This window comes from Pseudomonas sp. BSw22131 (assembly GCF_026810445.1).
In the GTDB taxonomy this organism is placed as follows: Bacteria; Pseudomonadota; Gammaproteobacteria; order Pseudomonadales; family Pseudomonadaceae; genus Aquipseudomonas; species Aquipseudomonas huanghezhanensis.
Window position 1 is genome coordinate 5197501 of the sequence record NZ_CP113949.1, and the last position, 19268, is coordinate 5216768.

A 19268-nucleotide genomic window follows, 5' to 3' on the forward strand; every position below is an offset into this window, starting at 1 on the left:
CATCATGTCATTCATCTTTTCCATTTCATCTTTTCATCTATATAAAGTCAAAAATTACCTATGAACGACACTCCGCCTAAAGCGCCCCCGCTTTATCCGAAGACCCACCTGCTGGCTGCAAGCGGTATCGCAGCATTGCTCAGCCTGGCTCTTCTGGTCTTCCCTTCCAGCGACGTAGAAGCGAAGAGAACCAACATAGCGCTCGACCTCGAAACACCGGTCGACCAACTCAAGTCAGAACAAGACGCTCAAGAACAGTCTCAAGCCACAGAGTCACCAGCAGGTTCTCCATTCGCTCAGATCGAGGAAGGCGAAAGCGAGCCAGACACCACCGCCGCGGCCGGGCCAGAGACCGCAAAGCAGATCAACGCAGCCGCGCCAAAAACGGCTAACCATAAAGAAGTAGTCGTTGCGAAAGGCGACACACTTTCTACGCTTTTCGAAAAAGTCGGCCTCCCAGCGACGGCTGTTCATGAGGTAATGACCAGCGACAAGCAGGCCAAGCAATTCAGCCAGTTGCAAAAAGGCCAGGTTTTGCAGTTCGAGCTATCTCCGGACGGTAATCTGAAGCAGCTCCACAGCAAGCTGAATGACCTTGAAAGCATCAGCGTTTCGCGAACTGACAAGGGCTATATCTTCACCCGTGATGTCAGCAAACCAAATGTGCGCACAGCTTACGTTCACGGCGTAATAAACAGCTCGCTCTCCCTATCCGCGCAGAGAGCCGGACTGTCCCACAGCATGACGATGGACATGGCCAAGATCTTTGGTTACGACGTCGACTTCGCGCAGGACATCCGCAAGGGCGACGAATTTGATGTGATCTACGAACAGAAAGTGGTGAATGGCAAGACGGTCAGCACCGGCAATATTCTGTCGGCGCGCTTCACCAACCGTGGCAAGACCTACTCGGCAGTTCGCTACACCAACAAGCAGGGCAACACCAATTACTACACCGCTGATGGCAACAGCATGCGCAAGGCATTCATTCGCACACCCGTTGACTTCGCACGCATAAGCTCCATGTTTTCCATGGGCCGCAAACATCCGATTTTGAACAAGATCCGCGCCCACAAAGGCGTGGATTACGCAGCGCCCCGTGGTACGCCTATCAAGGCGACGGGCGATGGCAAGGTAATCCTGGCAGGACGTCGTGGCGGCTATGGCAATACAGTGATTATTCAGCACGGCGATACGTATCGAACGCTGTACGGCCATATGCAGGGTTTTGCGAAAGGCGTACAAACCGGAACTAGCGTCAGACAAGGTCAAGTCATCGGCTATATTGGTACAACAGGGCTGTCGACCGGTCCTCATTTGCACTATGAGTTCCAGGTAAACGGTGTACACGTAGATCCGCTTGGGCAGAAGCTGCCTATGGCGGATCCGATAGCCAAGTCCGAAAAACAGCGGTTCATGCAAGAAAGCCAACCCCTGATGGCTCGCATGGACCAGGAAAAGGCCACCATGCTGGCCTCGAGTAAGCGCTGACCTATGACTCTATATGTAGGTGTTATGTCTGGAAGCAGTCTTGATGGACTCGACTTCGCACTCGTTCAACAGGATGACCGACCGCGTCTGCTCGGCACCTATTACATCCCCATGCCCGATGACCTGCGCGCAGAGCTGCTTGGCTTGTGCGCAAGCGGCCCGGACGAACTCGCCCGTGCGGGTATTGCAGAGCAGAAGTGGGTGCGATTGGCTGCCCAAGGTGTTCTCGCGCTACTGGATCAGCAGAACGTTTCTGCTGGCGAGATCCGCGCAATAGGTAGCCATGGCCAGACAATTCGTCACGAACCGGCGAGGGGATTCACCGTACAAATTGGCAACCCGGCGCTGCTGGCAGAACTGACCGGCATCACAGTGGTTAGCGACTTTCGCAAGCGCGATATCGCGGCTGGCGGCCAAGGCGCCCCACTGGTACCGGCTTTTCATGAAGCCCTGTTTGATGACAACAAGGATCACCGTGCAGTCCTCAATATCGGTGGTTTCAGTAACCTGAGCCTGATTGAGATCGACAAACCGGTTTCAGGATTCGACTCTGGCCCCGGAAACATCTTGCTAGATGCCTGGATACAAGCCCAGCGCGGACACAGTTACGACAAAGATGGCGCATGGGCTGCCAGCGGCAAAGTCGATCCAGCTCTGCTGAAATCTCTGATGAGCGATCAGTTCTTTCAGACCCGAGGCCCTAAAAGCACGGGCCGTGAAGTCTTCAACCTGAACTGGGTTCGCCATCATCTGTTCCAGTTGCCCACGCTGAAACCCGAAGATGTTCAGGCTACGCTGCTGGAAGTCACCGCCCTGAGCATCACCGAATCGCTTCAATCGGCACAGGCCGAGACCAAAGAACTGCTGGTCTGTGGTGGCGGCGCGCATAACAAGGCATTGATGGACCGTTTGGCAGCACTACTGCCTGAGACCAAAGTGAGCAGCACGGCTGAGTTTGGTGTTGATCCAGACTGGGTAGAAGCCATGGCATTTGCCTGGCTTGCGCACTGCGCGCTGGAAGGCGTACCGGCCAACCGGCCAAGCGTAACGGGCGCCAAGGGGCTGCGGGTACTCGGCGCGATCTTCCCAGCCTGAGTCACTAAACCACACACACAAACGCCGCGCATCTGCGCGGCGTTTTCAGTTCCAGCTTTCGACAATCAGATAGAGAACGACGAGCCACAACCACATGTGGTAGCAGCGTTAGGATTTTTAATCACGAAACGTGAACCCTCCAACCCTTCTTGATAATCGACCTCTGCGCCTGCCAGATACTGGAAGCTCATAGGATCAACCACCAGACTGACGCCTTCGCGCTCAACAATCGTGTCGTCGTCGGCAACGTCTTCATCGAACGTAAAGCCATATTGAAAACCAGAGCAGCCACCGCCCGTCACGAACACACGCAACTTGAGGCGATCATTGCCCTCTTCATCGACCAGGGTTTTCACCTTGTGCGCTGCACCGTGGGTGAATTCCAGAGCGGTAGGAGTGAAAGATTCGACGCTCATGCTAAGTTTCTCCCGGCGTTAAGCCGTCGTAATGCGTAATGACGCGCATTATCCGCTTCTCCTAGAAAATCGGTCAACTATTAGCGAGCAGCGGTAAGCGACAAGCTGAAAGCAAAGGCCATCCGCTTGTAGCTAACGGCTTGAGGCCGTCGTTACGGCAACATCCCCGCATGAGACAGGCCCAGACGCTCATTCAGCTCAAACATGATGTTCATGTTTTGCACGGCCTGCCCAGACGCTCCCTTGACCAGGTTGTCGATGACCGACAAGACCACAACCAGATCCCCATCCTGCGGGCGGTGCACAGCAATGCGGCAAACATTGGCGCCACGCACGCTACGGGTTTCCGGATGACTGCCGGCAGGCATTACATCAACGAACGGCTCGTCGGCGTAGCGCTTCTCGAACAACGCTTGCAGATCAACCGATCTGTCGACAACGGTCGAATACAACGTTGCATGAATGCCACGAATCATTGGCACCAGATGCGGCACGAACGTCAGGCCTACATCGCCGCCTGCTGCGCGACGCAATCCCTGGCTGATTTCAGGCAAGTGACGATGACCTTTTACGGCATATGCCTTAAAGCTTTCGCTGGCCTCGGCGTAAAGCGAACCCACACTCAAACCACGCCCTGCCCCGCTGACACCGGATTTGCAGTCGGCAATCAAGCGGCTTGGGTCAGCCAGGCCCGCTTCGAGCAACGGCAGAAAGCCGAGCTGAGCGGCCGTGGGATAGCAACCCGGGACCGCGATCAAACGCGCGCCGCGGATTTTCTCGCGATTAACCTCTGGCAGACCATAGACCGCCTCATCAAGCAATTCAGGCGCGCCGTGCGGTTGGTGGTACCACTTGGCCCATTCCACCGGATCGGCCAGACGAAAATCGGCGGACAAGTCGATAACCTTGGTGCCCGCCTTCAACAACTCGCCAGCCAATGCGTGCGCCACGCCATGCGGGGTGGCGAAGAACACCACGTCGCAGGCACCCAGCACCTTGGCATCCGGCACGCTGAACGCCAGACCGTCATAATGGCCTCGCAGGTTCGGGTACATATCAGCGACTGGCAGTCCTGCCTCGGAGCGCGAAGTAATTGCCACCACTTGCGCCTCTGGATGCTGTGCGAGAAGACGCAGCAACTCGACGCCGGTGTAACCCGTGCCGCCGACGATACCGACCTTGACCATGAACTGCCCCTTAACGATCCAACTGGAAAGCGGTCGATAATAGGAGCGTACAGCCTTCGGGACAACCGCGAACGTGACGTACGGACTCACAACCCACTACTATTTGGCTCACCGTGAACCTGGGAAACCAAAAAATGCTCTATCTGTGGATAAAAGCGCTTCACATTGTCTCGATGGTCTGCTGGTTTGCAGCCCTTTTCTATCTGCCCCGACTCTTTGTTTACCACTCCATGAGCGAAGATGCCGTTAGCCGCGAGCGCTTTTGCGTGATGGAGCGCAAGCTCTACAGAGGCATCATGGGCCCCGCGATGATCGCGACCCTGGTATTCGGCATCTGGCTGGTCATTCTGGTACCTGGCTATATGTCCCAAGGATGGCTGCACGCCAAACTGACATTGGTGGTCTTGCTGATTGGCTACCACCACGTATGTGGCGCGCAGGTCAAACGCTTCGCGCGCGGTGAAAACGGCCGCAGCCATGTGTTCTACCGCTGGTTTAATGAAATACCCGTTTTGATACTACTGGCAGTGGTCATTCTGGTCGTCGTCAAACCGTTTTGATGACAGACATTCGATGAACGCGTAATCAACCCCAGACAAGGAAGCCGAGAATGGCAGAACACTTCAAAATCGTTTTCGAAGGGGAGTTGCGCGAGGGCGTCGAGCCGCAAACCGCAAAGCTCAATCTGGCCCAGTTGTTTAAAAGTGACGTCGCGGCAATCGACCGACTTTTCTACGGTAGGCCCGTGACGGTAAAGCGCGGTCTGACTCACGAGGAAGCGGAGCGCTACCTGGGTGCGCTGAACGGCGCCGGGGTTCAGGCCCGGATAGAAAGCGAAGCACCCATCGCCCTCACGCTGGAAGAAATCGAAGAACCGGCTGTTGAGCAGCCTCGCTTTGAATCTTCGACCTCCTCGCCTTATGCGCCGCCGCGCGCTGCTCCGGCGAGCGACTGGACAGGCGTCGGCGAATTAAACGTGTTTACCGTGCAAGGACGCATCGGACGCCTGCGCTATCTGGCGTGGAGCATGGTGCTGATGTTGGTGGCCTTGGTCGTGGGTGCGCTTTGCATGACGATCATGAATATGTCGCTGATCGCGGGCGGCCTGTTGGGGTCGATTGCGGTTGTCGCGTTGATCGTCATCAGCATTCAGATCGGCGCTCAGCGCCTGCACGACGCGGGTTGGTCTGCCTGGCTGCTGTTGCTCAATCTGGTGCCTTTCGTGGGCAGTTTTTTTCCGTTTCTGATGATGGTGGTGCCAGGCAACAACGGCGCCAACCAATACGGCGCTCCGCAGCCGCCTAACAGCAGGTCGGTGAAAATTCTGGCCTCACTATGGTTGGTGGTCATCGCTATTACGTTTTTAGGTGTGCTGATGGGCGGGGTTCAGACGTTCAAAGATGAAGTGGAGATCACCACCAGCGAATATGAACAGGCTCTGCCATACGATGAAGATTCCGATAGCGACGCTTCGCAGCCTGCCGATCCTTCCAGCTCTGCCGAATCTTCCGACGATGATCGTTAACACCCTATCAGCAAGGACGCTGCTTCGCTGCGCGCAACACCCGAACTGGAGAACTGCATGACCCGTTACGCCCTGATCACAGGCGCATCCAGTGGTATTGGCCTGGCCATGGCCGAAGCACTGGCTCGCCGGGGTCGCAGCCTGATCCTCGTGGCCCGCCAACGGGATATGCTCGAGAGCATCGCCCTTGAGTTCACCCAACGCTTCGGTGTCGAAGTGTTGTTTCGTGCTTGCGATCTGGGCGAGCCACTGCGGCTTTCGGGTTTTTTGCTAGAACTGGAAGACGGCGAGCGCAAGATTGATCTGCTGGTCAATTGCGCAGGCATTGGCAACAGTGGGCCTTTTCTAGCTCAGGAGTGGGCGCAGGAACAGGACTTGCTGGATATCAACGTGCTCGCCCTTACCCGCTTGTGCCACACCGTCGGCAATCTGATGGCGGTCCAGGGCGGCGGGCAAATACTCAATGTCGCGTCGATCATGGGATTTCAACCCGGCCCATGGATGAGTACGTATGCCGCGAGCAAAGCCTATGTGCTGCACTTTTCGGAAGGCCTGCGTGAAGAACTCAAAAAGACCGGCGTAAAAATTTCAGTCCTGTGCCCCGGCCCGACCCGCACCGGATTTTTCCGCACAGCGCAACTTGAAGCCGACAGATTCACCAACGCCAACACCCTGACCGCTGAAGAAGTCGCGCTGTATACCGTGCGAGCGCTGGAGAAGAACCGCGCAGTGATCATCCCGGGCTGGCGCAACAGGTTGATCACCCGCGCGCCTAAATTAGGTACACGCTGGATGAGCCGAAAAATCTGGGGCTCGATCCTCAAATCAAGACTCACGCCCTGAGCGCTGTAGACGAAAACGGCTGGCACGATCCGGCTCGCTCATTACACTCAGGCCAATCAACAACTGAAAACGGAGCAAGATGCTGTGGAGACTCTGTTCACAAAGATCATCAACCGCGAAATCCCGGCGAAGATCATTTACGAAGACGACCAGGTGCTGGCCTTTCACGACATAGCCCCGCAAGCGCCGGTACACTTTCTGGTCATCCCGAAAAAAGTCATACCAACACTCAACGACGTCACTGAGGAAGACAAAGGTCTTCTGGGTCATATCCTGTACACCGCTCAGCGTCTGGCCAAAGAGCTTGGTTGCGAAGACGGCTTTCGAGTGGTCATGAACACCAACGAGAAAGGCGGACAGACCGTCTATCACATTCACATGCACGTGCTCGGCAAGCGCCAGATGACCTGGCCCCCGGGCTGAGTTGCACGTCCAGGCGCACATGGCCGCCGGTGCAGGTTGACGGGCCCGGCGAGCTGTTGCGCTTCACGTTTTGCCTTCACGATTGCGGTAGACTGGCCGCCGTGGAATTATCCGGAGGTGCCCATGGCTACCGAACGTCACTACTCCCCTATAGACCGCTTGCTGCTGCAGGCCGACGCTGCGATGAAGACGCTGCTGCCTTCCAGCGCGCACGCCCATCGTCCCTCCCCCGCCATTGTTCAGCCCGACACCAAAATGAGCGATGTCGACACCCGACACGTCGCAGGCCTTATGCGCATCAACCACACCGGCGAAGTCTGTGCGCAGGCGCTCTATCAAGGCCAGGCACTGACCGCCAAGTTGCCTCAGGTGCGCAAGGCGATGGAGCACGCCGCCGAGGAAGAAGTAGACCATCTGGTCTGGTGCGAACAACGCATCCATCAACTGGGCAGCCATACCAGCGTGCTGAACCCGCTTTTCTACGGCATGTCGTTCGGGATGGGCGCTGTTGCCGGATTGATCAGCGACAGGGTCAGCCTGGGTTTCGTCGCTGCGACAGAACATCAGGTGTGCAAACACTTGAACGAGCACTTGGTCCAACTGCCGGTTGAAGACAAGAAATCACGCGCGATCCTTGAACAGATGCATGCTGACGAAGCCCACCATGCGGAAAGTGCGCTGGACGCGGGAGGCTTTCGCTTTCCGGCACCCGTGAAGTTCGGCATGAGCATATTGGCCAAGGTCATGACCAAGAGCGCGTACCGAATTTGATGGTGTAACCGCACACGCAAAAACGAGAAAGGCGCCCAATCAGGCGCCTTTCTTCATTCAGCCGACGTGTTCCGCCTATGGCTGGCTCACCCCAGCTCGATGATTTCGTAATCGTGGGTGATTTCGACACCCGCATTGCCCAGCATGATGGAGGCGGAGCAATACTTCTCGGCCGACAACTCAATGGCACGCTTGACCTGGGTCTCCTTCAGACCCCGACCCTTGACCACGAAATGCAGGTGGATCTTTGTGAAAACCTTCGGGTCTTCGGTCGCACGCTCAGCTTCCAGAAACGCCTCGCAGCTTTCGATTGGCTGACGCGCTTTCTTCAGAATGCTCACCACGTCAAAGTTGCTGCAACCACCGAGGCCGATCAGCACCATCTCCATTGGCCGTACGCCAAGATTACGACCGCCGCTTTCCGGAGGTCCGTCCATCACCACTACATGACCGCTGCCGGATTCGCCCAGAAACATGGCTTCGCCCGCCCATTGGATGCGTGCCTTCATCGCCACCACTCCACTGCCTGAAAAAGGCGGTCAGCTTAGCACAGGGTCACGAGCGCGCTGGATGACCCCGGGTAGCGGCGCGCAGCTAATGTAGGAGATTTCTGAAAACATCGAGAAATGATCGGCAGAGCCTGCGGGAAATCATAAACACTGCCGATACCACTAAGAATGCCTCAAGGGCGCAGTTTTTTGACGGGATACAGCCATGGTTGCCATGAGCCTTACCACCAAACCCAAAATAATCGACAAGCTCCTTCCTCATGCCCAACGGCGCCGTTGTGCTGCAAAAACCAACATCATCGCTGCTGGTGATCACTCTGAGTCGCTGTACCTGATTATCAAAGGTTCGGTGACGATTTCGATTGAGGACACGGACGGCCGGGAGATGATCGTTGCCTACCTCAACACCGGAGATTTCTTCGGCGAGTTAGGACTGTTCCAGCCGCCCAGTGCCGACATTCAGCGAAGCGCCTGTGTGCGCGCCAAAACGGAATGCGAGATTGCCGAGATCAGCTACGCCAGGTTCCGCGAACTCAGTCTTCAGGATCCTGAACTGATGCACGCAATTGGTGGGCAGATGGCTGAGCGTTTGCGCAACACCACACGAAAGGTAGGCGATCTTGCGTTTCTCGATGTGACGGGACGTGTCGCGCGCAGCTTGCTGGAGTTGTGCAAGCAACCGGACGCCATGACCCACCCCGACGGGATGCAGATCAAAATCACGCGTCAGGAAATCGGCCGTATCGTGGGATGTTCACGAGAGATGGTTGGACGTGTCCTCAAGGCCCTTGAGGAACAGAAACTGGTACATGTCAGAGGCAAGACCATGGTGGTGTTCGGCACACGCTGAGCGGCATCTGCGATGAAACATTTTCTACAGTTCGGAAATTAGACGCTCGTACCCCTTGCCGACCAACGACAGAAACTCTGCCGACTCAAACACTTCGTTGAGCGCGATATGGCTCCCAGCACTGCAACGCTGGTCCAGCTCGCATAGCTGATTGAAACGGTTAACGGCGCTCACCATTTCGGCGCGCTGGTTATCCAGCAGAATGGCACCGTGAGCCAACACCACTGGCCGTTTGCCGCCCTGGCTCTGGCGCCAGCGCTGCGCGGTGCCGACCATCTTACGACCATTGAGATTGACGTTGAACCGACCGTCGCAAAACGCGCCTTCCACCTCGCCCAGCGACGCATCGCCGCCCAACACTCTAAGTGCATCAAGTATCGGCGAACACAGGCGTAGATACGCGGTTTCGATGCGGTCTTTATCCAAATCCAATGCAGGCTGTGCGTACACCAATGCAACGTTGAGCGTGGCGAAAGATTGAGGCACCGGCTCGCCCCCGCTTTCGCGCAGGAGCACTGGCCAACCGATATCGGAAAGGGTTTCGCAGGCCTCAGTGAAGCCCGAGAGGCGACTCAGCCGACGCGGCATGACCAATGCTTGATCGTTCGGACGCCAGAACAGCAAACCGTAATCGGCATCACCGGCGCAGACAGAAGCAAGCAAGTCCTGCTCGGCTTCCAAGCCTGCTTCGGTGCAGACGTCGGTGATCCGGACGGTCATACGCAAATCCCTGTTGATAACGGCTCAGTCCGGTGTCTTGGCCTTGACCGGCAGAGCCTTCTCAGGGAAAAACAAACGCTGCAACTCCATTCCCGGGATTTCAGCACGCATGAATGTCTCGCCAACCAGGAAGGCATAAACATCGCTGATTTCCATCAGTTCGACATCTGCGCGGTTCAGGATGCCACTTTCGGTAACCACCAACCGATCACGTGGAATACGTGGCAACAGATCAAGCGTGGTTTCGAGGCTGACTTCGAAGGTGTGCAGGTTGCGGTTGTTAATGCCGATCAGTGGCGTATCGAGCGTTTTCAACGCGCGCTCGAGTTCGTCGCCGTCGTGCACTTCAACCAACACATCCAGCCCTACGTCTTTGGCGACCGAAGCCAGCTCTGCCAATTTCACGTCATCGAGCGCAGAAACGATCAACAGAATGCAATCAGCACCCAACGCGCGCGACTCGATGATCTGGTAAGGATCGATCATGAAGTCCTTGCGAATCACCGGCAGCGAACAGGCCGAGCGTGCTTCCTTGAGGTACGCATCCGCGCCCTGGAAGAAGTCGATGTCGGTCAACACGGACAAGCACGTTGCGCCGCCTGTTTCATAACTTTTGGCAATCTCGGCGGGCATGAAATGCTCGCGGATAACGCCTTTGCTTGGCGAAGCTTTTTTGATTTCAGCGATGACCGCCGGCTGCTTGCGCTTGGCCTGGTCAATCAGCGCTTGAGCAAAACCGCGCGGCGCGTCGGCCATCGCGATCAGGCTGTGCAGGTCAGACATGCTGACACGCGCCTGGCGCTCAGCGATCTCTTCAGCCTTGCGGGCCAGAATCTTTTCCAGAACCGTCGGTACACTCATTCTTCATTCTCCTGCTTGAATACCGCGGTAAAGGCACCCAGCTCTTCCAGTTTTTCCCGAGCCAATCCGGTGTGCAACGCGTCGTGGGCCAACGCCACACCTTCCTTCAACGAAGACGCATGATCGGCGGCGTAGAGCGCGGCACCCGCGTTGAGCACGATCATCTCCGCCGCTTTCTGACCCTGTTCCGTCTTGCGTCGGCCCAGCGCATCGCGGATCAACTCCAGCGATTGAGCGGGGCTTTCAACCACCAGACCGAACAAGCTCTGGCTCTTTATACCTAAGTCTTCGGGCTGCACCCAGTATTCGGTCACTTCGCCGTTCTTGAGTTCCGCTACAAACGTCGGCGCAGCGAGACTGAACTCATCCAGCCCGTCCTGAGAATGAACCACCAAAACGTGCTTGCTGCCCATGCGCAGCAATACTTCTGCCAATGGACGGCACAACGCCTGACTGAAAACGCCGACCACCTGATGCTTGACCCCGGCAGGATTGGTCAGCGGGCCGAGCATGTTAAACAGCGTGCGCAGCCCCAACTCTTTACGCGGCCCGGCTGCATGTTTCATGGCGCCGTGGTGCGTTTGAGCGAACATGAACCCGATGCCGACACTCTCGATGCAGCGCGCCACTTGTACCGGGGTCAGGTTCAAGTAAACACCTGCCGCCTCCAGTAAGTCCGCGCTACCACTTTTGCCTGATACCGCTCGATTGCCGTGTTTGGCAACTGTGCAGCCGGCGGCCGCAATGACGAAGGCAGACGCCGTTGAAACGTTGAATATGTTCGCACCGTCGCCGCCGGTGCCGACGATGTCGACCACGCCATCAAGGGTTTTAAGTTCAACCTTGTCCGCCAGCTCCCGCATGACCGAGACCGCGCCGACGATCTCGTCGATGCTTTCACTCTTCATCCGCATGCCCATCAGGAACGCGCCGATCTGCGCCTGGGTGCATTGGCCGGTCATGATCTCGCGCATGACGTCGCTCATTTCTTCCGTGCTCAGATCCAGTTGATTAACAACCCGGCCCAGCGCGGTTTTGATATCGATAGCCATTGCGTGTCCTTAACCCTGACGGGTGCCGCCGGTTTGCTTGAGGAAGTTGGCAAACAGCTCATGGCCCTGCTCGGAAAGAATCGACTCGGGGTGAAACTGCACGCCCTCGACGTTCAGCGTCTTGTGACGCAGGCCCATGATTTCATCGACCGAGCCGTCTTCAAGCTGGGTCCAGGCAGTGACTTCCAGGCACTCGGGCAAGGTTTCGCGCTTGACCACCAACGAGTGATATCGCGTCACCGTCAGCGGGTGCTTCAAACCTTCGAACACGCCTTGGTCTTCGTGAATGAGATCGCTGGTCTTGCCGTGCATCACCTGACGCGCGCGGACCACGTCACCGCCAAACGCCTGGCCAATGGACTGATGGCCGAGGCAGACACCGAGGACCGGAAGCTTGCCCGCAAAATGCTTGATCACGTCCAGCGAAACACCGGCTTCATTCGGGGTGCAAGGGCCGGGGGAAACGACAATGCGCTCAGGGTTCAGCGCCTCGATTTCAGAGATGGTCAGTTCGTCGTTGCGAATCACTTTAACGTCGGCGCCCAGCTCGCCCAGGTACTGCACGACGTTATAGGTAAAAGAGTCGTAGTTATCGATCATCAGCAGCATTTTGCGATTAACCTCTTGAATTTGTTGACTTTTATTCAAGCCTATCAAAATAAATACCCGCATTACTACCCGCTTTTTCAGACGCTGCGAAGCGCTTTTCTGGCGGCATGGATCACGGGCTGAAGGCAAGGCGTTACGGCGGCCGGAAGATCTGGCTAGAGAAAAGTCAGGCGCGCCAGCGCCAACGGGCGTGAACCTTGGTGGCGCGAATCAAGAGTGTGCTGACTGTAGTCACGAGAGGGATCTCATCTATACGTTTCGGGACATTAGCTTACCGAATCACACGGTGCAATATCATTGTACGATACAACCTGATAACCGACATTGATCTGCGAAGCCACCCAATTTACGGGTACCGACCATTCAAATAAGCGTGCGGTTGCAGTCGTTCCTGATGCGGGGTCTTGCGAGGACGAAATGGAGAAATACAAATTCTTGTATGAGCTTTCAAAAAAAGCGCTGGACGAGGAGCTTGATCGTTACAAAAAACTCGATGAGAAGGCGAGCCGTTTTCTGAGCATTTTGAGTTTCCGGGATTGCCGCTTACACCGCTCTCATCAATACAGCAGCGAGGCGCGTACTGCCATTGGCCTCAGCTGGGTGGGGCGGATGGGTGTTTGTAATTTTGTCAGTTGTGACCTTCGTGGCGCTGTTCTCAGCTTGGTTCAGGATTTTCAACAGCCTTAAGCTAGCGGACAGCCCGAGGGTGGAAATAGGCGAGGATGTGAATGATTTAGCCGCAGACAAAGACATAGTCACTAGGTATCACGCGATGGCGTTGTCTTGTCAGGATGCTCATATCCTCGCTAGACATAAGCTAGTTGCAAAAACTGACTGGCTTCAAAGCGCCTACAAGGAAATACAGTTTTCAACGTATAGTCTCTGTGCGTCAGTGCTCACATACTTTTTGCTTGTTTCCACTGCACTGGCCTGAGACCTTCGTTTTTTGGGCCTTTGAGATAGGCTGCTTAAGTTAGCGTTTAGGTTATGAATAGTGAATTTACTAACCCTTATAGACGTTAGCTACGTCAGAAAATAAAGTTCTTCAAAAACATACAGTTATGGAAAAATAACTGTGACCATTACTATTCATAACCCCTCAGTGTTAGTTCTCCAGCCCAGCAAATACGGGCAGTTGCGCAAGCCTACGCCCCCAGAATAAAAAACTTACCCTTTTCCCGAGCCGACTCCGAGATTCGCCTGTGTCTGCCAACGGAAGCTGGTGGCCGATCGGACGGTATGACAGCACGCCGCTCGGGCGCCCGGTGATGGAAACCACCGTTGAGTTTCCACCCCGTGGCTATGGCGCACCAAATGGTCCACTGCTGGTACGCGCTGAATGGCCGTGGCTATGGGACCACGCGCAGAAGTCCGCAATGACGGTATCCGAAGCCGCCCGTGCCGGGAACGAAGGTGACTGGACGAGCGGTGATGGCAAGCTCACCTTCAGAGCCCCCGAGATACGCGGCGAAATGCTCCGTGTCCTCGACGAAAGCCGTGGGGTGGACAGTTCGCGGCTGGCGGGTTCATGGCAGGACGGCACGTGGATCCGGACGACGGCTCAGGAGTGGAGCGGCTCAGATCTTTCCGAGGGTGTTTTTGCGATTGGCACTGCGTTCGCAAGTGACGACGGGCGTATCAGCAATGGGGGACCAGGAGGACAAATGCCCCCGGGCGCGCGCGTTCCGTCAGGCTCCTCTGAGCTTCATCCCAGGGTCACGGATAACCTGATCATGGGCACTGCTGCCATTGATGGCATTTACCCGATCAACACATGGATACGCTTCAGGCCGCGCAACATTGCGTACCCGGGCCGCATAAAAATGATCTGAGAACTGAAGAAATGGCTATCTACCTAATTGAAGAAACAACCCTGATGGTCGGGCCGGTCGAATGCGCTGTTGTCCCTGGAATGGGTATCCAGTTGCCTGGCAATGCACGGGAGCTTGAAGCTGTGTTGCCAGATCCGGCGCCCGGTGAGGTGTGGGTGTGGTGCAACGAGTCGGCACAACAGGTGCCCGATCAGCGCGGTACGGTGTTTCACACCGAGACCGGCGCCAGGCTCGAATGGACTCTGCCCGGGGAGCTGCCCCCGGTCTACGCCCGCATAACATGGCCTGGCCCGTATCACGTCTGGCAGAACGATCACTGGCAGTTGGATGCCCAGGCGAAGACTGCCGCAGAAACACACCAGGCGTTGGCCGGTGTCGACGAGTTGTTGGGCAAAGCCGCGATACGTATCGCGCCGTTGGAGGATGCGGTTGAGTTAGACAAGGCCACTGCGCAGGAAAAAGCCGCCCTGTTGCAATGGAAGAGCTATCGAATCGAGCTCAACCGTATCGAGGACCAGGAGGGCTTCCCGTCAGACATCCAATGGCCGGCCCCGCCGGAAACCCGCTACGCCCGGTAAAGAAAGAGGACGGCCAGCCCAGGTGTTCGAGCACCTGAGCTGACCGCCAGTCCGCAGCACCAACCTGCAAACCAGCCAAGGCCCTCTGCTCACGCGCGAGCGACAGAGAGCCTATCAGATGCCAAAGGTTTGCCTAGATGATTGAAATACGCTGTGGCCAATGCGCCCGCAAGCTCGCTGCGGCCAGCGGCTTCACCGAACTGCAAATCAAGTGCCCGCGCTGTCGGACGCTTAATCACCTGAAGGCCCCGAGCCTCCTGCCAGAACGCCATGAGCATCCCACCACAGGAACATCTGGATGCCCACCATTGGAAGCCTGTTCGCAGCCATAGGAGGCTTTGACCTTGGATTCGAAAATGCAGGCTTCAGCACCGCCTGGCAAGTGGAACTCAACCCCGTTAACCGGGCTGTCCTTGCCGATCGATTTCCCCACGCACAGCGATTTGACGACGTCCGAGAGTGCGGCGCCCACAACCTCACCCCTGTCGACGGCGTCACTGGCGGATTCCCCTGCCAGGACATCAGCCTCGCCGGCGCCCGATCCACCAACAAAGACAAGCGCGGCCTGCGTGGCGAGCGCAGCGGTTTATTCTGGGAAGTCATACGCATCCTCAAGGAAATACAACCCCGCTGGGTGGTGCTTGAGAATGTCGTTAACCTGCTCGCAGTCAACGATAGCGAAGACTTTGAGACAGTCATCAGGGCCCTTGCGGACTGCGGGTATGTGGGACTCTGGCGAGTGCTTAATGCTCAGTATTTCGGAGTCCCCCAGCAGCGTCGTCGCCTATTCCTGGTCGCAGGTCGTGGACAAATGCCCCCCATGGACTTGCTGGCTGACGCCGCGCCAGTGGACGCAATATCTCCAGCGTCTAGCGCGACACCCTGGCCAGTGCCGGCGGATGCCTGGGCTGCCAATACTCTCCTGGCAAACAAAGCCGGATCACAGATCGCTCTGGGCTGTACCACTTTCGTCTCTGAGCCGAACAGATGGGATCAGATGGTTAAGCGGCAGCGAGCGTCTGAAACTGATGGGCTTTGCCTCGGACTGGATGCGGCCAACCTTGCGGAGGCTTTCAGTGCCGGAAACGCCGTTGTGCCGCAGGTCGCGGAGTGGATCGCGCGCAAGCTCATGAGTGCGGGTTAAAACCTGAATGCCTGATTTACAACACAGTGCCGGTCATCGAAATGGCAAGGGTTTGAGCAAAACCTGTCATTTCTGACAGTTGTCCGGCAAGGCTATCGAGGGGAGAATTCGGAATGTTGTACTCAATCAACGAAAAAAGAGGTGTGCTATGGACAAGGCCGAGGTTGCTTCCAGGACTAAGAAAATTATCGCTAAATACCTTGCTGTGGATGAAAGGAACGTTTCTGAGACATCGGGCATCTACAGCTTGGGTGCTGACTCACTCGACGTAGTAGAGATAGCGATCGCCTTGGAAGAGGAGTTCGGCATTAAGATAGCTGAAGACGAAGGTAAAGATATCCTGACAGTTGGTGAAGTAATCGATTTGGTTTTCAAAAAAAACCCCCGCTGAGAAGCTATCGAGATGGGCTGTGCGATACAGCCCTTCTAAATAAACAAGCCAGACACCATTGGCTCGCGATAACCCGCGATAACAGCAATCCTCACCTGCACCCCCTCAATGCTGGTTTTTTTGTTTCTGGAGAAGAGCTTTACATCACCCGCCATCGCCGTGATCCGCTCGCCATCTGTAGGCCTTAACGCTACAACACTACGCGCGCGGCAGCCTGTGTTTTCCTTACCGGCGATTCGAAACCGGTAGCGCCAAAGCTTGGAGCCGTTCGGCCGGATCTCCAGGAACAATCCGGCGCTGTCGGTCAACTTGATAGCTGTTGCACCAGGCTTTGCCTGGCGTATTTTGATATCGGTGAGGGCCATGAGGGTATGGGGTATCGGCGAAATGATACCCGCATTTTCTTAGGATGTCGGCGCTTAAGCGCGGACGGATACGGATGGAAGGGGATGTCTGACCGAGCAAATGCGGGCCTTATTGGCCGCCAACGGATGCGCATGGACACTGATGATAGTTATCGATCATCAGCAGCATGTGTGCTCAACCTTTTGAATGTCTGACTTCAACGATGCCTTGCCTGTTTCATGCTCGCAGTTTTATCCGCCATTGTGGTCGCCGGAGGTTATCGGGCGAGGCGGTCAATCCAGAACTTCAGAAGGCATATCAATACAGGTCCGGCATGGCCGGCAGGGAAATAGTCAGGCGCGCCAACGCCAACGGGCGTGAGCCTTGATAACGCACATCAAGAATTTGCTGACAATAGACACAGGAAAGGTCTCATTTATACGTTGCGGCACAGTAGCGTACCGACGCATACCGTGCAATATCACAGTGTCCCGGCGGCAGGCGGCGCAGGTGATCGGCGTGTGATTCGTCCTCACACCATGCAGTTGGGCCCCCTCGTACGGCACAGAATCTTCGTGCCAAACGCGCCCGCTGCTGGCGACCTTGCGGGTGGCTGCTACCTTGTCGTACGGACTCAATATAAAAACAAGGACTACGCGATGCCCAAGCTCTCTCTCTCATTGCCGTTCGCGGCGTGCCTGTTAACACTTGCCTGCTCATCTGCGACGGCAGCCTCCTCCCCTTATTCCACGATGGTTGTGTTTGGCGACAGCCTAGCCGATGCAGGGCAATTCCCCGATGTTGGCGGTCCACAAGGCGCGACTCTTCGCTTCACCAATAGGACCGGTCCTGCGTATCGAAATGGCAGCGGTGAAATCTACGGCCTGAACTCGTCAACATTGCTGGGTGGAATGCTAGGCGTTGCACCGGGCGATCTTGCGTCATCCACCTCACCGGTTCGTCAGGCGCTGGGGCTGGGCGACGGCAACAACTGGGCCGTGGGCGGCGACAGGACCGACCAGATACTGGAGGCCATCACGACACAATCCCAGGTCGCCACCACTGATAGCACCACTGGAATTGAAACAGTCTTGCGCGAGCGGCCGGGTTATCTGGTGGCCAACAACTTCCAGGCCGATCCGAACGCGTTGTACTACCTGACCGGCGGCGGTAATGATTTCTTGCAGGGCCGGGTGCTGAGCGCGGGTCAGGCCGTGGCGGCGGCGAACAATCTCGCCAACGGCGCTCAAGCTCTGCAGCAAGCAGGCGCGCGGTACATCATGGTCTGGTTGCTGCCGGACATCGGCCTGACGCCCGCCGTTTTTGGTACGCCCCTTCAGCAACCCTCGACGTTGCTCAGTGGTGTTTTCAATCAACAGCTGATTGCACGGCTCAGCCAGGTCGACGCGCAAATCATCCCGCTCAACGTCCCCGGTTTACTGAGCGAAGTCGTGGCAGACCCGGCGCGCTATCGCCTGGCGGCTAATCAGAACCTGGTGAGTACGTGCTTCAGCGGTAATAGCTGTCGGGAAAACGCCACGTTCGGGATCAACAGCGCCACGCCAGACCCGACCAAACTGCTGTTCAACGACGGCGTTCATCCGACCGTTGCGGGCCAGTTACTGATCGCCGACTACGGCTATTCAATCCTGTCGGCGCCATGGGAAATCACCCTGCTGCCGGAAATGGCCACCGGCACACTGCGCGCGCAACAAGATGAACTGCGCAGCCAGTGGCTGGCGGACTGGAGCAACTGGCAGGGCGTCGGACAGTGGCGCGGTATCGTCGCAGGTGGCGGTCAGAAAATGGATTTCGATGCGCAAGGTAATTCCGCTAACGCTGATGGGCATGGCTACAACGTCACGGTCGGCGGTAGCTACCGTTTTGCCGAGGACTGGCGTGCAGGTCTGGTGGCGGGTGCTTATCGGCAGACGCTGGAAGCGGGACCGCGGGATTCGGACTACAAACTCAACAGCTACATCGCGACGGCATTTGTGCAATTTCAGGCGAATCACTGGTGGGCCGATTTAGCTGCTTCGGGCGGCAAGCAGGATTACGACAACCTCAAGCGCAAGTTCGCGCTCGGTGTCAGCGAAGGCGCCGAGAAAGGCGGTACCGATGGCAACCTATGGGCACTCAGTGGCCGGGTGGGTTTCGATATTGCCGAGCCGGCCAGTCGCTGGCATTTCTCACCATTCATCAGTGCTGACTATTCGCACATAGAGGTCGATGGCTATTCGGAGAAAGGCAGTCGCTCAACAGCGTTGTCATTCGACGACCAGGTCCGTCGCTCGAAACGGCTCGGCGCAGGCTTGCAGGGCAAGTTCGACGTGACCCCGCGAACGCAGGTGTTCGGCGAGGTTGCCCATGAGCGGGAGTTCGATAACGATCAGCAGGACGTGACGATTGCACTGAACAGCGTGCCGGGGATCGATTTCAATCTGAAGGGATATGAGCCGCAACGCAGCCTGAATCGAGCCAGCCTTGGTGTGAGTCAGCAACTGGCGAAAGATTTGACCCTGCGCGCAGGTTACAGCTGGCGCAAAAATGATGATGTGACGCAGCAAGGATTGAATCTGGCGCTGAGTCTGGACTTCTGAACCGATCTGTAGGAGCGCGCTTGCCC

The 19268-nt window shown here is 56.6% G+C and carries 21 protein-coding genes and 2 pseudogenes; 15 read left to right on the forward strand and 8 right to left on the reverse strand.

The features are described 5' to 3' along the window. Positions 1 to 60: 60 nt before the first annotated feature. A complete protein-coding gene (locus OYW20_RS23490) occupies positions 61 to 1491 on the forward strand; it encodes a peptidoglycan DD-metalloendopeptidase family protein (protein ID WP_268798252.1) in 1431 nt (476 codons plus the stop codon). A 3-nt stretch (positions 1492 to 1494) separates the two neighbouring features. Continuing rightward, positions 1495 to 2586 (forward strand): anhydro-N-acetylmuramic acid kinase, encoded by a 1092-nt coding sequence (locus OYW20_RS23495; protein ID WP_268798253.1) that lies wholly within the window; start codon positions 1495 to 1497, stop codon positions 2584 to 2586. 65 nt (positions 2587 to 2651) lie between these two features. On the opposite strand, the gene erpA is transcribed toward OYW20_RS23495, so the two are convergent. Together erpA and argC are read right to left on the reverse strand one after the other, a co-directional pair. Beyond that, positions 2652 to 3002 carry an iron-sulfur cluster insertion protein ErpA gene (erpA, locus tag OYW20_RS23500; RefSeq protein ID WP_268798254.1) on the reverse strand — a complete coding sequence of 117 codons (351 nt, stop codon included), beginning with the start codon at positions 3000 to 3002 and terminating at the stop codon, positions 2652 to 2654. Positions 3003 to 3154: 152 nt separating this feature from the next. Then, positions 3155 to 4189 carry an N-acetyl-gamma-glutamyl-phosphate reductase gene (argC, locus tag OYW20_RS23505; RefSeq protein WP_268798255.1) on the reverse strand — a complete coding sequence of 345 codons (1035 nt, stop codon included), beginning with the start codon at positions 4187 to 4189 and terminating at the stop codon, positions 3155 to 3157. 134 nt (positions 4190 to 4323) lie between these two features. On the opposite strand from argC, the gene hemJ reads away from it, so the two are divergent. The 5 genes from hemJ to coq7 all read left to right on the forward strand — a co-directional run bounded on the left by hemJ (position 4324) and on the right by coq7 (position 7751). After that, entirely contained in the window at positions 4324 to 4749 is a 426-nt protein-coding gene (hemJ, locus tag OYW20_RS23510) for a protoporphyrinogen oxidase HemJ (RefSeq protein WP_268798256.1), read from the forward strand. 50 nt (positions 4750 to 4799) lie between these two features. Further along, positions 4800 to 5714 carry a DUF805 domain-containing protein gene (locus OYW20_RS23515; RefSeq protein WP_268798257.1) on the forward strand — a complete coding sequence of 305 codons (915 nt, stop codon included), beginning with the start codon at positions 4800 to 4802 and terminating at the stop codon, positions 5712 to 5714. 57 nt (positions 5715 to 5771) lie between these two features. Next, positions 5772 to 6557, forward strand: a complete 786-nt coding sequence (locus OYW20_RS23520) for an SDR family NAD(P)-dependent oxidoreductase (protein ID WP_268798258.1) — start codon at positions 5772 to 5774, stop codon at positions 6555 to 6557. 84 nt (positions 6558 to 6641) lie between these two features. Beyond that, positions 6642 to 6980, forward strand: coding sequence for a histidine triad nucleotide-binding protein (locus OYW20_RS23525; protein WP_268798259.1), 339 nt, complete (start codon positions 6642 to 6644; stop codon positions 6978 to 6980). 123 nt (positions 6981 to 7103) lie between these two features. Beyond that, positions 7104 to 7751, forward strand: coding sequence for a 2-polyprenyl-3-methyl-6-methoxy-1,4-benzoquinone monooxygenase (gene coq7, locus OYW20_RS23530; RefSeq protein WP_268798260.1), 648 nt, complete (start codon positions 7104 to 7106; stop codon positions 7749 to 7751). 86 nt (positions 7752 to 7837) lie between these two features. Here the strand turns inward: coq7 and OYW20_RS23535 are convergent, their stop codons facing one another. Next, on the reverse strand, positions 7838 to 8260 hold the full coding sequence (locus OYW20_RS23535; protein WP_093468752.1) for an OsmC family protein: 423 nt from the start codon (positions 8258 to 8260) through the stop codon (positions 7838 to 7840). A 205-nt stretch (positions 8261 to 8465) separates the two neighbouring features. Here OYW20_RS23535 and crp point away from each other — a divergent pair, with 205 nt between their 5' ends. Continuing rightward, the gene (crp, locus tag OYW20_RS23540) at positions 8466 to 9110 is read left to right on the forward strand and encodes a cAMP-activated global transcriptional regulator CRP (protein WP_268798261.1); all 645 of its coding nucleotides are present in this window, start codon (positions 8466 to 8468) and stop codon (positions 9108 to 9110) included. 24 nt (positions 9111 to 9134) lie between these two features. Here the strand turns inward: crp and OYW20_RS23545 are convergent, their stop codons facing one another. From OYW20_RS23545 to OYW20_RS23560, 4 genes are read right to left on the reverse strand one after another with little or no spacing between them, the layout of a single operon-like run. After that, positions 9135 to 9830: a lipoate--protein ligase family protein gene (locus OYW20_RS23545; protein ID WP_268798262.1), complete on the reverse strand. Its 696-nt coding sequence runs from the start codon at positions 9828 to 9830 to the stop codon at positions 9135 to 9137. A 24-nt stretch (positions 9831 to 9854) separates the two neighbouring features. Then, positions 9855 to 10691, reverse strand: a complete 837-nt coding sequence (gene trpC / locus OYW20_RS23550) for an indole-3-glycerol phosphate synthase TrpC (RefSeq protein WP_268798263.1) — start codon at positions 10689 to 10691, stop codon at positions 9855 to 9857. Then, positions 10688 to 11737 (reverse strand): anthranilate phosphoribosyltransferase, encoded by a 1050-nt coding sequence (gene trpD / locus OYW20_RS23555; RefSeq protein WP_268801218.1) that lies wholly within the window; start codon positions 11735 to 11737, stop codon positions 10688 to 10690. The genes trpC and trpD overlap by 4 nt, the downstream gene beginning before the upstream one ends. Before the next feature lie 15 nt (positions 11738 to 11752). Continuing rightward, entirely contained in the window at positions 11753 to 12352 is a 600-nt protein-coding gene (locus OYW20_RS23560) for an aminodeoxychorismate/anthranilate synthase component II (RefSeq protein ID WP_268798264.1), read from the reverse strand. A gap of 417 nt (positions 12353 to 12769) precedes the next feature. On the opposite strand from OYW20_RS23560, the gene OYW20_RS23565 reads away from it, so the two are divergent. The 6 genes and pseudogenes from OYW20_RS23565 (at position 12770) to OYW20_RS23590 (ending at position 16297) form a co-directional block, all read left to right on the forward strand. Further along, entirely contained in the window at positions 12770 to 13039 is a 270-nt protein-coding gene (locus OYW20_RS23565; protein WP_268798265.1) for a hypothetical protein, read from the forward strand. A gap of 521 nt (positions 13040 to 13560) precedes the next feature. Further along, positions 13561 to 14184: pseudogene (locus OYW20_RS23570) on the forward strand (phage tail protein); the annotation flags it as partial. Between the two features lie 11 nt (positions 14185 to 14195). Next, positions 14196 to 14762 carry a tail fiber assembly protein gene (locus OYW20_RS23575; RefSeq protein ID WP_268798267.1) on the forward strand — a complete coding sequence of 189 codons (567 nt, stop codon included), beginning with the start codon at positions 14196 to 14198 and terminating at the stop codon, positions 14760 to 14762. Positions 14763 to 14899: 137 nt separating this feature from the next. After that, entirely contained in the window at positions 14900 to 15094 is a 195-nt protein-coding gene (locus OYW20_RS23580) for a Com family DNA-binding transcriptional regulator (protein ID WP_268798268.1), read from the forward strand. Continuing rightward, positions 15061 to 15906 (forward strand): DNA cytosine methyltransferase, encoded by an 846-nt coding sequence (locus tag OYW20_RS23585; protein ID WP_268798269.1) that lies wholly within the window; start codon positions 15061 to 15063, stop codon positions 15904 to 15906. The genes OYW20_RS23580 and OYW20_RS23585 overlap by 34 nt, the downstream gene beginning before the upstream one ends. Positions 15907 to 16054: 148 nt before the next feature. Then, the gene (locus OYW20_RS23590) at positions 16055 to 16297 is read left to right on the forward strand and encodes an acyl carrier protein (RefSeq protein ID WP_268798270.1); all 243 of its coding nucleotides are present in this window, start codon (positions 16055 to 16057) and stop codon (positions 16295 to 16297) included. A gap of 215 nt (positions 16298 to 16512) precedes the next feature. Here the strand turns inward: OYW20_RS23590 and OYW20_RS23595 are convergent. Continuing rightward, positions 16513 to 16662: pseudogene (locus OYW20_RS23595) on the reverse strand (Arm DNA-binding domain-containing protein); the annotation flags it as partial. 639 nt (positions 16663 to 17301) lie between these two features. Between OYW20_RS23595 and estP the strand changes: the two are divergent. Beyond that, the gene (gene estP / locus OYW20_RS23600) at positions 17302 to 19242 is read left to right on the forward strand and encodes an esterase EstP (protein WP_268798271.1); all 1941 of its coding nucleotides are present in this window, start codon (positions 17302 to 17304) and stop codon (positions 19240 to 19242) included. Positions 19243 to 19268 lie beyond the last annotated feature (26 nt).

Bases quoted from the DNA above. Each gene is read 5' to 3' on its own strand.
- OYW20_RS23490 (WP_268798252.1), top strand. From the start codon at position 61: ATGAACGACACTCCGCCTAAAGCGCCCCCGCTTTATCCGAAGACCCAC.
- OYW20_RS23495 (WP_268798253.1), top strand. From the start codon at position 1,495: ATGACTCTATATGTAGGTGTTATGTCTGGAAGCAGTCTTGATGGACTC.
- erpA (WP_268798254.1), bottom strand. From the start codon at position 3,002: ATGAGCGTCGAATCTTTCACTCCTACCGCTCTGGAATTCACCCACGGT.
- argC (WP_268798255.1), bottom strand. From the start codon at position 4,189: ATGGTCAAGGTCGGTATCGTCGGCGGCACGGGTTACACCGGCGTCGAG.
- hemJ (WP_268798256.1), top strand. From the start codon at position 4,324: ATGCTCTATCTGTGGATAAAAGCGCTTCACATTGTCTCGATGGTCTGC.
- OYW20_RS23515 (WP_268798257.1), top strand. From the start codon at position 4,800: ATGGCAGAACACTTCAAAATCGTTTTCGAAGGGGAGTTGCGCGAGGGC.
- OYW20_RS23520 (WP_268798258.1), top strand. From the start codon at position 5,772: ATGACCCGTTACGCCCTGATCACAGGCGCATCCAGTGGTATTGGCCTG.
- coq7 (WP_268798260.1), top strand. From the start codon at position 7,104: ATGGCTACCGAACGTCACTACTCCCCTATAGACCGCTTGCTGCTGCAG.
- OYW20_RS23535 (WP_093468752.1), bottom strand. From the start codon at position 8,260: ATGAAGGCACGCATCCAATGGGCGGGCGAAGCCATGTTTCTGGGCGAA.
- crp (WP_268798261.1), top strand. From the start codon at position 8,466: ATGGTTGCCATGAGCCTTACCACCAAACCCAAAATAATCGACAAGCTC.
- OYW20_RS23545 (WP_268798262.1), bottom strand. From the start codon at position 9,830: ATGACCGTCCGGATCACCGACGTCTGCACCGAAGCAGGCTTGGAAGCC.
- trpC (WP_268798263.1), bottom strand. From the start codon at position 10,691: ATGAGTGTACCGACGGTTCTGGAAAAGATTCTGGCCCGCAAGGCTGAA.
- OYW20_RS23560 (WP_268798264.1), bottom strand. From the start codon at position 12,352: ATGCTGCTGATGATCGATAACTACGACTCTTTTACCTATAACGTCGTG.
- OYW20_RS23565 (WP_268798265.1), top strand. From the start codon at position 12,770: ATGGAGAAATACAAATTCTTGTATGAGCTTTCAAAAAAAGCGCTGGAC.
- OYW20_RS23575 (WP_268798267.1), top strand. From the start codon at position 14,196: ATGGCTATCTACCTAATTGAAGAAACAACCCTGATGGTCGGGCCGGTC.
- OYW20_RS23580 (WP_268798268.1), top strand. From the start codon at position 14,900: ATGATTGAAATACGCTGTGGCCAATGCGCCCGCAAGCTCGCTGCGGCC.
- OYW20_RS23585 (WP_268798269.1), top strand. From the start codon at position 15,061: ATGCCCACCATTGGAAGCCTGTTCGCAGCCATAGGAGGCTTTGACCTT.
- OYW20_RS23590 (WP_268798270.1), top strand. From the start codon at position 16,055: ATGGACAAGGCCGAGGTTGCTTCCAGGACTAAGAAAATTATCGCTAAA.
- estP (WP_268798271.1), top strand. From the start codon at position 17,302: ATGCCCAAGCTCTCTCTCTCATTGCCGTTCGCGGCGTGCCTGTTAACA.